This is a genomic window from Streptomyces sp. NPDC059247 (genome assembly GCF_042754005.1).
Classification (GTDB): domain Bacteria; phylum Actinomycetota; class Actinomycetes; order Streptomycetales; family Streptomycetaceae; genus Streptomyces.
Map to the genome: position 1 here is coordinate 1 of NZ_JBHYZW010000044.1, position 14703 is coordinate 14703.

The following is a 14703-nucleotide window of genomic DNA, read 5'->3' on the forward strand; positions in this document are numbered from 1 at the left end:
CAGTTCGGCGCCGCCCTCGGCCTGTCCGGCGTCGCCGCCGTCAACATCGCCGCCACCGACGACACCACCCCCGCCGCCCTCCTCGACGGCTACCAGGCCGCCCTCATCGTCCCCCTCGCAGCCGCCCTCATCGCCGCCCTCATCAGCGCCTTCGGCCTCCGCAACAAAACCGGAACCACCACCCACACCCCTGCCCCGACAACAGACACCCCCAACACCACCACCAGCGGTACCACCGGTAGTACCGAACGAATCGAAGCCACCAGATAAACCCCCAGCACCCACACACGAACAGCGTTGCCCTGACCTCCCGCACCCCGGCAGGCCAGGGCAACGCCCTTTCCCAGCCCATGCGGGAAGCCTGACCCGCGTGGGAAACCTGGGTGGTGCGGGAAACCCGGGTGGTGCGGGAAATCCGGCCCGTGCAGAATCCCGGCCTGTGTGGGAAACCCTCCCTGTGCGGGAACACGGCCCGTGCAGAAACCCTGCCCGTGCAGGAACGCGGGCGGTGCAGGAAACCCAGCCTGTGTGGGCGGTGCGGGGAACCCTGCCCGTGCAGAACACGGCCCGTTCGGGAACACGGCCCGTGCAGGAAACGTGGGCAGGAAAACCGGGTGGTGCGGGGAACCCGACCTGTGGACCGGTTCTGTGCGGGGAGTCCGGCTGGTGTCGTTTCTCGGTGTCTGTCCGTTCGAAGGGCTTTCCGGGAGCTGCTGGATTGTCTGAGGGTGCCGGATTTTCTGGGGGTGGCTGGGATTCCGGGAGCGGGTGGCCGGTTGCTGGTTGTTTCTCGGTGACCGGCTCTCCGGATGGTTTTCCGTGAGTTCAAGATTGCCGGAGTGCTGGAGTTCCGTGCTGCCGGAGCGCCGGAGCGCCGGAGCGCCGGAGCGCCGGAGTACCGGGTTGTCGGGTTGCCGGAGTGCCGGAGTGCCGGAGTGCTGGGGTACCGGAGTGCCGGAGTGCTGGAGTACCGGAGTGCCGGAGTTCAGGTTTTCCGGGTTGCTGGAGTATCGGAGCACCGGGTTATCGGAGTACCGGAGTGCTGGAGTTCAGGGTTGCTGGAGTGTCGGGTTGTTGTTTTGTGGGGGTTGTCTGGGGGTGGGTGTGTTTCCGGGAGTGCCGGGTTACCTGTGGGTGACCGTGCTTCCGTGAGAATGGGAATGCCCGTCGGCGTAGAGAGAGTGCGCCGTAAAGCTGCTGTGGCAGATTTTCTGAGGAGACAGGATGACCACGACCGACAGTGCCGTCGCCACGGTGCTGGACGAGGTGACAGCCGTCGTCGAGACGCTCCGCAAGAGCGGTCCCGAGGCCGAGGACCGCCGCTGGATCCCGGACGAGAACATCGAGTTGCTCGACAAGGCGGGTGTGTACCGGCTGTCGGTCCCGCGCCGGTTCGGTGGTCTCGAGGCCCCGATCGCCGATCAGGTCAGGATCCTGGGCGAGATAGCCCGTGCGGACACCGCCACCGGCTGGGTCTCGATGATCTGGGTGTCCAGTGCCTGGGTACCCAGTCTGTTCCCGGACAAGGCACAGGAAGAGGTGTACGCGGGCGGCGCGGTCCGTGTCTCCACCGGTTTCACCCCGTCCGGGACGCTGACGCCGAACGACGACGGCTCCTACTCCCTGAGTGGTTCCTGGAAGTGGCTGTCCGGCGCGCGCGGCGCGAACTGGGCCCTGCTGTCCGCTCTGGTCACCGGCCCGGACGGGACACCGGCTCCCTTCGCCGCTCTCGTCCCGTTCGGCGAGCTGGACATCGCCGACGACTGGCACGCCGCGTACGGGGCGGGCACGGGCAGTTCCACGGCCACCGCCGGGAACGTGAGGGTCCCCGCCCACCGCGTGGTCAGCCTCATCGAGGTCCTCGGCGGGACCACCGGCAACCGCTCCAACACCGGTGCCACCGGCCGTAACTACGCCTTCGTCCCCTTCTTCATGGCCCAGGGCGCCTCCGCGTACATCGGGATCGCCAAGGGCGCCTACGAGCTGTTCCTCGACCGGCTGCCGGGGCGTGGCATCACCTACACGTCCTGGACCGATCAGAGCCAGTCCCCGGTCACCCAGATCCAGGTCGCCGTCGCCGCCAACAAGATCGCGGCGGCCGAGGCCCTCCAGGAGAACTGGCTGCGCCGTCTCCAGGAGCACGCCGACGCCGGGACGAGCCAGTCGGTGCAGGAGCGGGCCACGGCCCGTGGTACCGCCGCCTTCGCCATCCAGCTCGCGAAGGAGGCCGTCGACGGGCTGTTCGAGGCCGCGGGCGCTTCGGTGATCATGCGTGACGTGCCGTTCCAGCGTTTCCACCGGGACATCCGGGGCCTGGCGCTGCACGCACTGTTCGCCTTCAACACCAACCAGGAAGTCCACGGCCGGGCCATCCTCGGACTCGCCCCCGACACCCCGTTCCTGTGATCCGCCGTCCCGGCTGACCGGAACACCCACCCCCCACCGGGAACACCCACTCCGCCGGGACACCCACCCCGGACCGGGACGGCTCCCTCCGCCGGGACACTCGCTCCGGACCGGGATATCCGCCCCGGACCGGGACATCCCCTCGGTCGGGACACCCACCCCCGCCGGGACATCCACCCCGGACCGGGACGGCTCCCTCCGCCGGGACATCCCTCCCCATGGGGTATGTCCCCACCGGGACACGTTCCTTCACCGGGATACGTCCCCCACCGGGACACGTCTCTTGCCGGGATACGTCCCCCGGCCGGGACATGCACTCTCCACCGGGACACCCACCCCCCACTGGGACACGTCCCCTTTCACCGGGATGCGTCTCCCCGCCGGGACGGGCCCCCTCCACCGGGGCACGTCGATCCCGCCGGGACACGCACCCTCCTCCACCGGGCCGCCCGCATCCCGCGGGCGGCCCGGACCCGTACCTCCCCTTCCCGCCCCACCTCTTTCCCGCCCACCTCTTTCTCGCCCCTTTTCCCTCCTCGCCTCACCCCTCGCCCCAACCTCTTCGTCTTCTCTCCCCCTCTTTTCAGGAAGGCTCATCGCCATGACCGACACCACCGTCCTCGTCCTCGGCGGTACGGGAAAGACCGGCCGCCGCGTCGTGAACCGGCTGAAGGAGCGCGGGGCCACCGTCCGCGCGGCCAGCCGTTCCGGGGACGTCCGTTTCGACTGGGACGACAAGAACACCTGGGAGCCCGCGCTCGCCGGTGCGGACGTCGCCTACTTCGTGGACGCGCAGGACAAGCCCGGCGCCTGGGACGCGGAGGCCGCGCTGCGTGAACTGTCCGGCCTCGCGGTCACGGCCGGAGTACGCCGCCTGGTACTGCTCCAGGCGAGGGTGACCGATCTGGTCGGCGGCAAGTCGCTGATAGCCGGCGAGCGCGCCGTCCAGGAGTCCGGCGCCGAGTGGACCGTGCTGCGGCCCAACTGGTTCTTCCAGAACTTCGACGAGGGCGTCCTGCTCGACAGTGTCGTCGCCGGTGAGGTGGCCCTGCCCGCCGGATCGGGCCGCGAGCCGTTCGTCGACACCGAGGACGTCGCCGCCGTCGCGGTCGAGGCGCTCCTGGAGGACGGCCACGCCGGGCAGACCTACGAACTGAGCGGGGCCCGCGCCCTCACCCTGGACGAGGCCGTCAGGGAGATCGCCCAGGCCACCGGCCGGGACATCCGCTACGTCCCCGTCGACCACCAGGCCTACGTCGACGAGCTGGTCGGCTACGACGTGCCCGCCGACTACGCGCTCTTCGTCGCCGATCTGGTCGCCCAGATCCGCGACAACAAGAACTCCACCCCCACCGACACCGTCCGGCGCGTGCTGGGCCGTGAACCCCGGGACTTCTCCGACTTCGTCAAGGACGCCGCCGCGCGCGGAGTCTGGAACGTCTGAACCCCCGGTACCGGACCTCTGAACTCCCAGTACTGGATGTCTGAGTCCCCGGTACCGGACCTCTGAGTCCCCGGTACTGGATGCCGTGGTGCCGGACGTCCGGGTTCGCAGTAACCGGGCGTCCGGGCTCGCGGTACTGGGCCTCTGAGTCCGTAGTACCGGACGTCCGGGTCTTCGGTACCTAGCCTCTGAGTCCCCGGTACTGGATGCCGTGGTGCCGGACGTCCGGGTTCGCGGTAACCGGGCGTCCGGGCTTGCGGTAACCGGGCCTTTGAGCCCGTAGTACCGGACGTCCGGGTTTTCCGGTGTCGAACCTCTGGGTTCCGGTACGAAGGGACAGGGCCCCGCCGGGATCGCACCGGCGGGGCCCTGTCCCTTCGTACCGCGATCCGTCGTCCGCGCCAGCACCGCGATCCGCCGTCCGCGGTCAGCCAGTACCGCGATCTGCCGTCTGCCGTCCGCTCACACCGCCGTCGGCCGTCCGCCGTCGGCCGTCGGCAGTCCACTGGCACCGCGGCCTGCGGCCCGCGGCCCGCGGCCCGCGATCCGCGATCCGCCGTCCGCCGTCCACTGGCACCGCGCCCGCCATCCGCGGTCTGTGGCCCGCGATCCGCCATCCGCCATCCGCCGTTCGCCATCCGCGTCCGCCGTCCGCCGTCCGTTCACACCGCGATCCGTCGTCCGTGTGGCAGTGGCAGTGGCTGCGGGTGGGCCGTGGGTACGGTCGCGGGGCGGGTGGTCCGTGGTGGCAGCAGGGTCAGGGTCGAGGCCCGGTGTTTCCCGCCGCCCCAGCCGGGGCGCCGTCCCAGGAGTTCGGGGCGGGCCGTGGCGACGGTGAGGAGCGGGGCCGTACCGGCGCCGTCGGACAGGGACTCCAGCCGGTCCAGCACGGCGTCCGCCGCCTCGTGGGCGTCGTCGACGACGACCACGACCGGTTCGAGTTCCGCCGCCGCCGTCAGCAGTTCCCCCCACACCCGCAGCACCTCCTCCCCGTCGCCGGGATCCACGAGGGAGCCGCCCGGGGGCAGCAGCGGCAGCAGGCTCCGGTACATCCGGGCACGGTGGGCCTTGGCCATCGGCAGCCGCCAGACGGCGGCGGCGAGTTTGGCACGGGCGACCTCGGCCGCGTCCTGCGGCACGACACCGCAGTAACGGGCCAGGATCACCCCGGCCACCGCCAGCGGCGCCTCGTCCCCGCCACCCGCCCGCGCGGTCAGGACCCGTACCGGAGCGGGGGACTGGACGGCGATACTGCGTTCGAACTCCGCCAGCAGATGGGACTTGCCCACCCCGGGCGCTCCCAGGACGGTCACCAGATGGGGGACCGAGCTGTGCCGGGCCCAGTCCAGCAGCCCGTTGAGGACTCCCAGTTCGTGTTCGCGGTCGGTACGGAACGCGGCCTCGTCGCCGAGCAGCCCGAGGACCTGCCACGCGTCGGAGCTGTCGTCGGCGGACTTCGCCGCGACGCTCGACGCGGTCGCCAGCCGTGCCGCGCCGCTCATCCACACCTCGCCGTCCGGGACCCGTCCCAGCATCGCCCGGCCGTCGTCCAGCAGGGTTCCCACGGCCGAGGGGCGGCCCGCGTCGGCGCCGGGACTCAGCCGCACCAGGGCCCGGCCGGTGGTCACCGCCGCCCTGAGGGCCGTCTGCATGTCGACGGAGAACCTCTCGCGCAGCGCCAGCGCCGCCCGCACGGCCCGCTCGGGATCGTCCTCGCCGGGCCGGTCGGTGCCGAACAGGGCCAGCGTGAGCGACCCGATCGCGGCGACGACGGTCCCGCCGAACCGGGTGATGACGTCCTCGACGGTGTACAGGGCCGTCTCTATCTCGCCCGGGGACACCTCGTCGAGAGGGCCCAGACGCAGGCCGACGAGGAGCGCGCTCACCGGTATCCGCTCGCCCGTGCCGCCCTGGCGGGGGAGCACGAGCGGGGAGAGCACCGGCGCGGAGAGCACCGGCGAGGAGGGCACCGGCGAGGAGGGCACGGGCGGGGAGGATACCGGCGGGGAGGGTACGGGCTGCGGGCCGGGTCCGGGTGCCGGCCGGGGGCCGAGCGGGGCGGCGCTCGCCCGCGGGGCCGTGGCCCGGTCCGCGGACAGGGCGGGATCGTGGGTCAGTATGGCGTGCTGGAGCGTCCGCAGGCCGTGACCGGGTTCCAGCCCGAGGTTCTCCACCAGGGAGGAACGCACCCGCTCGTAGACGTTGAGGGCGTCCGCCTGCCGCCCGCAGCGGTAGAGCGCGAGCATGAGCTGCCCCCGGGCCCGTTCCCGCCAGGGCTCCGCCTCGGCCATCATCGTCAGCTCACCGAGGATGGAATGGTGGTGGCCGCACTCCAGTTCGGCTTCGAAGAGGTCCTCCAGGACATCGAGCCGGTCCCGGCGGGCCGCGTCGAGTTCCGGCCAGGCGATGCCCGACTCCGCCAGATCGGCCAGGAGCGGCCCTCCCCACAGGTCCAGGCCCTCCCGCAGCCACCGGGACGCCTCCTGCGCCGCGCCCGCCGCCAGTTCGGCCCTGCCCGCCGTCACCCACCGGCGGAAGACCAGCAGGTCCACATGGTCGGGGTCGACACGCAGCATGTAGCCGGGGGCCTTGGTCACCAGTTCCGGCGCACCGGGCGATCCGGGACCCGCGTTCTCGGACAGGATCGTCCGCAGTCCCCATATCGCGTTGTGCAGGATCTTCCGGGCCGTGGCGGGGACGTCCTCCGATTCCCACAGCGCCTCCACCAGCTCACTCGTGGCCACCACACGGTTGGCATTCAGCAGGAGATACCCGAGTGTCGCCCGCTGTTTCGTCCCGCCCAGGGCGACGGGCCCGTCCGCCGATATCGCTTCCAACGGCCCCAGCAATCTGAACCTCATTGCCCCCCGCTCCAAGGTCTGACGTGCATCCGGAAATACCCGCGGGCCGGATCGGGTTGGCAGTCCTCGACACGCCGGAAAGCCTGAGCCGCACTTACCGCAGATTTTCCGCCACTCTCCCACCAGCCCCTTGAAAGAGTCTTGAGCAGCACGTGACGGGAATATTTTTCCCGAAGGGGCAACAGGCCACAAAAAAGAAGAAGGTGAAACTCATGGTCGACAACCGGGCCGGAGCCGCCCGCATCACCGAAGCGGACGTGGCAATTCTGGGCCTCGGTCTGATGGGACGGTCGATCGCCGCCGCCCACCTGCGGGCCGGCCGCTCCCTGACCGTATGGAACAGGACACCCGGACGGGCCGGGGACCTCATCACCCAGGGGGCCCGGGTCGCGCCCTCCGCCGCCGCGGCCGTGACCGCGAGCCAGGGCCCGGTGATCGTGTGCCTCACCGACCACGAGGCGGTCCGCTCCGTACTCGGCCCCCTGGGCAGGACCCTGGCCGGACGCACCGTCGTCAACCTGACCTCCAGCACCTCCGGCCAGGCCCGCGAACTCGCCGCCTGGACCGCCGGCCACGGCGCCGCCTACCTGGACGGCGCCGTCATCGCCGTCCCCCGGTCCATGGGAGGACCCGACGCGGTCCTCCTGCACAGCGGCGACGAGAAGGCCTTCCAGCAGCACCTGCCGGTCCTGCGCGACCTGGGCACCTGCGTGCACATCGGCTCCGACCCCGGCCTGGCCGCCCTCCACGACGCCGCCCTGCTCACCCTCATGTGGGGCGTCCTGAACAGCTTCCTGCACGGAGCCGCCCTGGTGGGAACCGCACAGGTACCCGCCGCCGACTTCGCGGTCCTCGCCAACCGGTGGATCTCCTCCCTCACCGAGTTCGTCACCGCGTACGCCGAACAGATCGACACCCGGGCACCCGTCGCCAAGGACGCCAGCCTCGACACCCACGCCGCCGCCATGGACCACCTCCTCCAGGAGAGCGAGACGGCCGGCGTCGACGTCTCACTGCCCCGGCTGTTCCGGACCACGCTCGACCAGGCACTCGCGGACGGCCGCGGCGGCGACAGCTACGCCGCCCTCATCGACCAGTTCCGGCCCCGCCCCCGACGGTAACCGCGAAGGAAGCAGGTGACTTCAAAGTGCCTTCTTCCCCGACCGGCCGCCGTACCGCATTCTTGAGGCAGAAGGGCTTTCCCAAGACCTCACCGAAAACAAACAGGACGCCGAGAGGAACCGATATGGCTACCACCGTGGAATCCTTCTCGGAAATCGAAGACAAATTCAACTCCTACATCCAGGACATCGTCTACTGCACGATGATCACCGTGGACAAGAAATCCCGCCCCCGGGCCCGCGTACTGCTCCCCGTCTGGGAAGTCGTCGACGGAAAGCCGGTCGGCTGGCTCGCCGCCTACAAGACACCCGTCAAGGTGGCCCACCTGGCGAACAACCCGCACACCACCTACTCGTACTGGAACCCCCGGCAGAACGCGGTGTTCATCGACAGCGTCTCCACCTGGGCGGAGGACCGGGAGACCCGGCAGTACGCCTGGGACCTCTACCGCAAGGGAAGCCCGGCGGGCGTCGGATACAACCCGCTCAACTTCTGGCGCGGCGGCCCCGACGACCCCAAATACCACGTCCTGCGCATCGACCCCTGGAGAGTGCAGGTGCTCCGGGGCTCGGACCTCAGCAGCCGCATCTGGACCGACGAGAGCCGCCGCTGACCCCGGGCAGCCGGCACGAGGCCGACGCAAGACCAGCACGGGACCGGCGTGGGGGCCGGTACGGAGTCCGGCACGGTGCTGGTGTGGGCCCCGGCGCAGGAACGGTACGGGGCCGGTACGGAGTTCGGTACGAGACCGGTGTGGGGCTGGTGCGGGGTTCGGTACGGGACCGGTGTGGGGCCGGTGCCGGGCGGGACCCCCGGGGTGGAACTCCCGGCGCGGGCAGGGCCTTCCGGTCCCTGCCCGCGCCGGGCCGTCCGGTCTCCGGCCGCGCCGGGCCCGTGCTCCCGCCCGCGGCCCGGCACCACCCCCGGCCGGGAAAAGCTTCAAGATTTTCAGATATCGGTAACCGAACGCTCATCAATTCACAGTCCCGGCAATGACCGAGGTGTGAGCGAATTCCGGAAACGGTTGAATGAACCGGCAGTACAGTCGGCGGAACCTGATGAATTCGCGGCAGAGGAGGCAGGATGGCCACGGTCGACATCGACGCCGGTACCGTACTGAAAGCGGTGCGGGAGAGCGTGCGGACCCTGCGGGACAACGGACGCGCGACCGAGGAACGCGGCTGGCTCGCACAGGAGAACATCGATCTGCTGGACCAGGCAGGAGTCTTCCGGTCCGCGGTGCCGCAGCGGTTCGGCGGGCTGGACCTGCCGCTCGCCGACCAGTTCGCGGTCGTCGCCGAGATCGCCCAGGGCTGCGGATCGACCGGCTGGGTGGCCAACGCCTGGATCTCCAGCGCCTGGATCATCTCGCAGTACCCCGACCGGGCCCAGGAAGAGATCTACGCGACCGGCGGAGGGTCGCTGAAGGTCTCCGGCGGGTTCACCCCGACCGGCCGGGCCACCCGTACCGAGGACGGCTTCGTCCTCAACGGGAGCTGGCGCTTCAACACCGGTATCCGCGGCGCCGACTGGAACATCCTCGCCGCCCTCGTCGAGCGCACGGACGACGTCCACGAGGAGGTCTACGCGGTGGTCCGGGCGTCCGACATGGTCCTCACGGACGACTGGGACGTCTCCTCGGCCGCCGGTACCGGCAGCTGCACCTCGTCCGTGAAGGACCTGTTCGTCCCGGCGTACCGGGTCGTGGACGGCTTCGAGGTGCTGGAGGGCGAGGTCGCAGGCCGGGCGCACGCCGAGGGCAGCGGCCGGGAGTACGGCCTCACCGCCTACGTGATGGCACTGTCCGCCGCTGCCTACCTCGGCATGGCACGGGCCGGCCTCGAACTGTTCCTCGGCCGGCTCCCGGGCAAGGGCATCGCCTACACCCACTGGGAGGAACAGCGCGCGCACCCGTACATCCAGTTCCAGGTGGCGGCGGCGGCGAACAGGATCTCGGCCGCCAAGGCGCTGGCCGACTCCTGGACCCTGCGGATGCAGACCGCCGCCGACGCCGGTGAGCGGATGTCCATGGAGGAACGGGTCGAGATCCGCAGCCAGATCACCTACGCGGTCCTGCTGTCGAAAGAAGCCGTCGACATCCTCCACTCGGTGAGCGGCGCCTCGGTCATCCAGCGCTCGCAGCCCTTCCAGCGGGTGCACCGGGACATCCAGGGACTCGCCCTGCACGGACTCATGGCCCCCCTCGGCGGCTTCGAGGCCCACGGCAGGGTCCTGGTGGGACTGGACCCGGACACCGAGTTCTTCTAGAGACCCCGAGAACCCCCGGCCGGAACACCCCCCTTGAGGGGCCGACACAGAACCCCGGCGCCGCCGGGCAGCACCACGAGGGCCGTGAACGGCGCACCCCGCCGGACACGGCCCTCACCCGTACCCGGAACAGGGACCGGACCCGGGACAACCGCTGAAGCAGCGGCAACAGCAACACCGGCCGGGACCAAGGACATTGAAGGAACAGCGACCGCAGAGCCCTCAGCCGTCCTCAGCCGTTGTCAGCCGTGGTGGAGGAAGACCGGGCCGGAGGGCGGGATAACCCGCAGGACAGTGACCGGAGCGACTCAGAGCCTGAACATTGCTCCGGGCCGGTCGGAGCAGCCCGAGCGGGGGAATCCCATGGGCCCCCGTGCGGGCAGCGGTCGCAAGGTGCCGGGCGAAACCGGTGGGGGGAAGACCGGGTTCGCCCGGCAGCCTCGGCGGTCCCGACACTCTCCGGCGGGCGTTCCGCACGAACGGCGGCCGTGGGTCAGGACGTCAGTGGGGCCCGAGGGCGGCGGAGCGGGCGTCAGCGGTCAGGGGGCCGTGGCCCTTCCCGACCGTGCCGATGGCGCGGCCTGCGCCGACCGTGCCGCCTGTATCGGCGGTGCGGCCTGCGCCGACCGTGCCGATGGCGCGGCCCGTACGAGGGGTGCCGCCTGTGCCAGCGGTGCGAGGTCGGGGCGTTTGGGGCTCATGCCGTCCCCGGCCGACTGGCCGCGCAGACGACGCGCCACCCACGGAAGGAGATGAGCGCGGAACCAGCGCAGGTCCTGAAGCTGTCCGGCCGCCCACGGGCGGAACTCCGGCGCCCAGACCACGGCGGGCTCCGGCTGCAGAGGAAGACCCAGGACGTCGGCCGCCCGCCGGGCGACCTGCTCATGCCCCTCGGACGACAGGTGCAGCCGGTCCTCGCTCCAGGCCCGCGGATGCTGGATGACCCGCAGCGACCACAGGTCGACCACCACGCAGCCGTGCCGGTCGGCGATGGCACGCACATGCGCCGTGTAGACCGCGATCTTCCCGCGCAGCCTGCGCAGCACCGGCGTGTCACGGGGATCGAAACCCGTGAAGACCAGGACCGTGCCCGCCGCGCCCGCCAGCTCGGCGACCGCCGCCTCCAGCCGGACGGCGATGTCGTCGGGACAACTGCCGGGATGCAGGATGTCGTTGCCGCCCGCGCACAGGCTCACCAGGTCCGGCGCGAACTCCCGCACCCTGGGCACCTGTTCCTCGACTATCGCGTCGAGCATCTTCCCCCGCACGGCGAGGTTGGCGTACCGGAACTCCGGCCCCGGGCAGTGCCGGGCCAGCCGGTCGGCGAGCCGGTCGGCCCAGCCGACCACGTCCCCGCCGGGGGTCTCGTCCCCGACGCCCTCGGTGAAGCTGTCACCCAGCGCGGCGTACGAGCTGATGCCGGGCTCCGGGCGCCGGACGGAGCCGGGCGCGGGGTGAGAGCCGGTACGCGGCGCCGTGTGCGGGCCGGTGGCGAGGGCCGGACGCGGGCCCGTGGCGGGTGCCTCGGACAGGCCGGGCGCCTCGGACAGGCCGGGGGCGGACCGGGCGGTCGACGGACGGGTCGCTTCCCTCATCTTCTGGCCTCCCGTCTTTCGGTTCCGGCCGGTGCCTCGAAGGCACCGGAGCAGTCACGATGAGGCGGCACGGGCAGGGCTGTCAGGGCATGAGGCACCTGCTCCCGCGCCGTCTCGTGGCCCCAGCTTCGGACGGGGCGGCCCACCGGGCCAACGCAGCGGCGAAGAGAGTGTCAGTTTTCCGCACGCACGGTCTGTTTCTCAGAGGCGGGCGGGCGAAACGGGACAGGCGGACCAGGACCGGGAGGGCGGACCGGGGCGGGGCGGGCGAGCCAAGGACCAGGGCGGGAGGCCGGTCCGGTCTGGTCCGGTCCGGACCGGTCGTGTTCCCGCGGTCAGGGACGCAGGACGACCTTGCCCGTCGTCCGCCGCCCCAGGAGGTCGGTGTGGGCCGTACGGGCCTCGGCGAGCGGGTACTCGACACCCGTCACCGGACGCAGCCGCCCCCCGAGCGTCAGCGCGATCAGCTCCTCCAAAGGCTCACGCAGGCCCCCCGGCCGGGCCAGGGCGGGCCGCAGCCAGAAACCGACGACGGCGGCGTTCAGCCTGCTGAGCCTCGCCGGGTCCAGCGGGGCGAACACGCCACGGGACGCGTTCCCGTACGTCACGAGCCGCCCGTAGTCGGCCAGCGAACCCAGCGCCCGGTCGAACAGCTCCCCGCCCGCCGCGTCCAGGATCACATCCGCCCGGGGGTCCAGCGGATACCGGGCGACCCCGTCGGCGCCCAGCTCCAGGGCCAGCCGCTCCTTCTCGGGCGTGGACGCCTCTGCCAGCACCCTGCCCGCACCGAACTCCCGGGCCAGCTGCACCGCGAGGCTGCCCACCCCGCCCGCCGCCGAGTGCACCACGACGCTCTCGCCGGGCCGCAGCCGGGCCGCCGACCGCAGCAGGTGCCAGGCGGTGAGCCCCTGGGTCAGCAGGGCCAGGGCCCGGCCCGCGTCCAGCTCCTCGGGAATCACCACGAGAGCGGACTCCCGGGCGACCACCCGCTCCGCGTACCCGCGCGTGACCTTGGCCAGGACCCGGCGGCCGTCCCCGGTCCTGCCCACGACCTCACCGCCGGGGACATGGGGCAGCAGACCGGGGGAGAGGTAGGACCCGTCCACCTGCAACGTGTCGGCGAAGTTGACACCGGCCGCCTCCACGGTGACCAGGGTCTCCCCGGGCCCGGGGACCGGCACGGGCACATCGACGGGAGTCAGGACCTCAGGACCGCCGAAACGGTCGAACTGTATCGCCAGCATGATCAGGCACCGTACCGGCCGCCCCGCGTCCCCGGGGCACCGATCCACCAGGTCCGCCGTCCCGGACACCCGCTCACGCGGGATTCAAGAACGACTCGTCACTCTGGAGCCCGACAGGCCGAGGAACGAGGGGCGGAGATGACACAGCGGCTCACCGAGGAACGCACCGCACCGGACGGCACCGGGCAAGAACACCGCGACCCCGTCCCCGCCTGGTTCGTGGACACCGTCTTCGCCAGCCTGCCGCGCTCCGACCAGCGCCGCTGCGCCACCGCCTACCTGCGGGCACTGCTCACCTCGCCCGGCCGCAAGACGGTCCGCGCGATGACGAACTGCGCCGCGGACCTCCAGGCCTTCCAGCAGTTCGTCAACCACAGCCCCTGGCACTGGCAGCCGTCCCGCCGGGCCCTGGGCCGCCTCGCGGCCCAGCGGATGAACCTGCGGGCCACCGTCCTCGAACTCGCCCTCGTCCCCAAGTACGGCGAACAGATCGTAGGCGTCCACCGGCGGCCCACCCCCACCGGCGGCTCCGTCAACTGCCAGGTCTCGCTCGGCCTGTTCCTCACCGAACGGGGCCGGAGCCTGCCCGTCGACTGGCGGCTCTACCTCAACCGGGCCTGGGGCGAGGACGCGGAACACCGGCGACGCGGCCGGGTCCCCGACGAGGTCCGCCGCCACCCCGTGGAAGAGCTCGCCTTCCAGCTCCTCGACGAGGCCCCGCAGACACCGCGCGGCGGGACACGGCCCGTGATCCTCGACCTGCGCGGCGCCGGGGACACCTGCCGGACCGCCGCCGGACTCCTGGACCGGGGCGCGGACTTCCTGCTGTCGCTGGGAGAGACCGAGCGGCTGCGGGCCCACGTCCTCAAGCCGCCCGTACGCGCACCCCTGGTGACGCTCGCCTCCCCCGCCCGCCTCGACCTGCGGGGCTACGGCACGGGCCGCTTCCGGCTGCTCGCCGAATGGTCCCCGGCACGCGACCGGCCCCGCCGGGTGTGGCTGACGAACATGCTGGACGGCGCGTCGAGCGACTTCCTCGCGCTGCTGCGGCTCAGGGCCACCACGGCCGAGGCGCTGACGGCGGTCACCGACGACTACGGGATGGCGGACTTCACGGGCCGCTCGTTCCCCGGCTGGAACCACCACATGACGCTGGTGTCGGCGGCGTACGCGGTGGACACCCTGGAACTCGGCGAGGACGAACTGCCGTGAACCGTACGCCGCCGGGTCCCCACCCCGGCGACGTACAGCCCTGCCCCGCCCCGCCCCGTCCCGTGTCGTGTCGTGGAATGCCCGACCCCGCTGGAGACCCGCGTGGAGCGGACACGCCCGGACCGGGCGGGACGGCGTGTGGGCCGGGCCCGCCGGGGCGGACTCCTCCAGCCCGGAACACAAGCCCCCGCTCCGGCCCGGTCATGACGGTCCGTTCGAGCGCCCCTGCGGACGGCATCGGCGTGAGTCCGGACGAGCCGTCCCGGTTCTCCGCCGTCACCAGCACCACACACACCACACACACCACGCGCACCACGTGCGCCACGCGTGCTACGGGCGTCCCGGAGCGCGGGACGCCCGGCTCGGTCTCCCGGCGGGTGACGGCAGTCCCCGCAGACGGGGCACGGGGAGGCGGGGTGTGCGTGGTCGGGCAGCCGGGCAGCGGGGGAGCGGGCCGTTGGGGGGGGGGGCGGGCCGGAACGGGGCGACGCCCAGCCCCGCCCCGGGGCCGAGGGAGCCGACGGCGGCGGGGAGGCGGCGGTACACGGGGC

General features: G+C 71.8%; 9 protein-coding genes and 1 pseudogene. 7 read left to right on the top strand and 3 right to left on the bottom strand.

Features of this window, described 5'->3' with window-relative positions; all coding sequences use genetic code 11:
• From ACFXGN_RS32300 to ACFXGN_RS32310, 3 genes and pseudogenes are all read left to right on the top strand, one after another.
• A pseudogene (locus tag ACFXGN_RS32300) lies at nt 1-270 on the top strand (hypothetical protein); the annotation flags it as partial.
• 954 nt (nt 271-1224) lie between these two features.
• The gene (locus tag ACFXGN_RS32305) at nt 1225-2406 is read left to right on the top strand and encodes an acyl-CoA dehydrogenase family protein (protein WP_384865924.1); all 1182 of its coding nucleotides are present in this window, start codon (nt 1225-1227) and stop codon (nt 2404-2406) included.
• Between the two features lie 601 nt (nt 2407-3007).
• Complete coding sequence (locus ACFXGN_RS32310) at nt 3008-3850, top strand: NAD(P)H-binding protein (protein ID WP_384865926.1); 843 nt, start codon at nt 3008-3010, stop codon at nt 3848-3850.
• A 662-nt stretch (nt 3851-4512) separates the two neighbouring features.
• Here ACFXGN_RS32310 and ACFXGN_RS32315 read toward each other — a convergent pair.
• Entirely contained in the window at nt 4513-6597 is a 2085-nt protein-coding gene (locus ACFXGN_RS32315) for a BTAD domain-containing putative transcriptional regulator (protein WP_384865928.1), read from the bottom strand.
• Between the two features lie 326 nt (nt 6598-6923).
• On the opposite strand from ACFXGN_RS32315, the gene ACFXGN_RS32320 reads away from it, so the two are divergent.
• The 3 genes from ACFXGN_RS32320 (at nt 6924) to ACFXGN_RS32330 (ending at nt 10101) form a co-directional block, all read left to right on the top strand.
• A complete protein-coding gene (locus ACFXGN_RS32320; protein WP_384865930.1) occupies nt 6924-7832 on the top strand; it encodes an NAD(P)-dependent oxidoreductase in 909 nt (302 codons plus the stop codon).
• A gap of 125 nt (nt 7833-7957) precedes the next feature.
• A complete protein-coding gene (locus ACFXGN_RS32325; RefSeq protein WP_384865932.1) occupies nt 7958-8446 on the top strand; it encodes a pyridoxamine 5'-phosphate oxidase family protein in 489 nt (162 codons plus the stop codon).
• Between the two features lie 470 nt (nt 8447-8916).
• Complete coding sequence (locus tag ACFXGN_RS32330; RefSeq protein WP_384865934.1) at nt 8917-10101, top strand: acyl-CoA dehydrogenase family protein; 1185 nt, start codon at nt 8917-8919, stop codon at nt 10099-10101.
• A gap of 539 nt (nt 10102-10640) precedes the next feature.
• Here ACFXGN_RS32330 and ACFXGN_RS32335 read toward each other — a convergent pair.
• Together ACFXGN_RS32335 and ACFXGN_RS32340 are read right to left on the bottom strand one after the other, a co-directional pair.
• Entirely contained in the window at nt 10641-11696 is a 1056-nt protein-coding gene (locus tag ACFXGN_RS32335) for an SGNH/GDSL hydrolase family protein (RefSeq protein ID WP_384865936.1), read from the bottom strand.
• A 335-nt stretch (nt 11697-12031) separates the two neighbouring features.
• The gene (locus tag ACFXGN_RS32340) at nt 12032-12940 is read right to left on the bottom strand and encodes a zinc-binding alcohol dehydrogenase family protein (protein ID WP_384865938.1); all 909 of its coding nucleotides are present in this window, start codon (nt 12938-12940) and stop codon (nt 12032-12034) included.
• A 138-nt stretch (nt 12941-13078) separates the two neighbouring features.
• On the opposite strand from ACFXGN_RS32340, the gene ACFXGN_RS32345 reads away from it, so the two are divergent.
• Nucleotides 13079-14152, top strand: coding sequence for a transposase (locus ACFXGN_RS32345; RefSeq protein WP_384865940.1), 1074 nt, complete (start codon nt 13079-13081; stop codon nt 14150-14152).
• Nucleotides 14153-14703: the final 551 nt, after the last annotated feature.

Bases quoted from the DNA above. Each gene is read 5' to 3' on its own strand.
- ACFXGN_RS32305 (WP_384865924.1), top strand. From the start codon at position 1,225: ATGACCACGACCGACAGTGCCGTCGCCACGGTGCTGGACGAGGTGACA.
- ACFXGN_RS32310 (WP_384865926.1), top strand. From the start codon at position 3,008: ATGACCGACACCACCGTCCTCGTCCTCGGCGGTACGGGAAAGACCGGC.
- ACFXGN_RS32320 (WP_384865930.1), top strand. From the start codon at position 6,924: ATGGTCGACAACCGGGCCGGAGCCGCCCGCATCACCGAAGCGGACGTG.
- ACFXGN_RS32325 (WP_384865932.1), top strand. From the start codon at position 7,958: ATGGCTACCACCGTGGAATCCTTCTCGGAAATCGAAGACAAATTCAAC.
- ACFXGN_RS32330 (WP_384865934.1), top strand. From the start codon at position 8,917: ATGGCCACGGTCGACATCGACGCCGGTACCGTACTGAAAGCGGTGCGG.
- ACFXGN_RS32335 (WP_384865936.1), bottom strand. From the start codon at position 11,696: ATGAGGGAAGCGACCCGTCCGTCGACCGCCCGGTCCGCCCCCGGCCTG.
- ACFXGN_RS32340 (WP_384865938.1), bottom strand. From the start codon at position 12,940: ATGCTGGCGATACAGTTCGACCGTTTCGGCGGTCCTGAGGTCCTGACT.
- ACFXGN_RS32345 (WP_384865940.1), top strand. From the start codon at position 13,079: ATGACACAGCGGCTCACCGAGGAACGCACCGCACCGGACGGCACCGGG.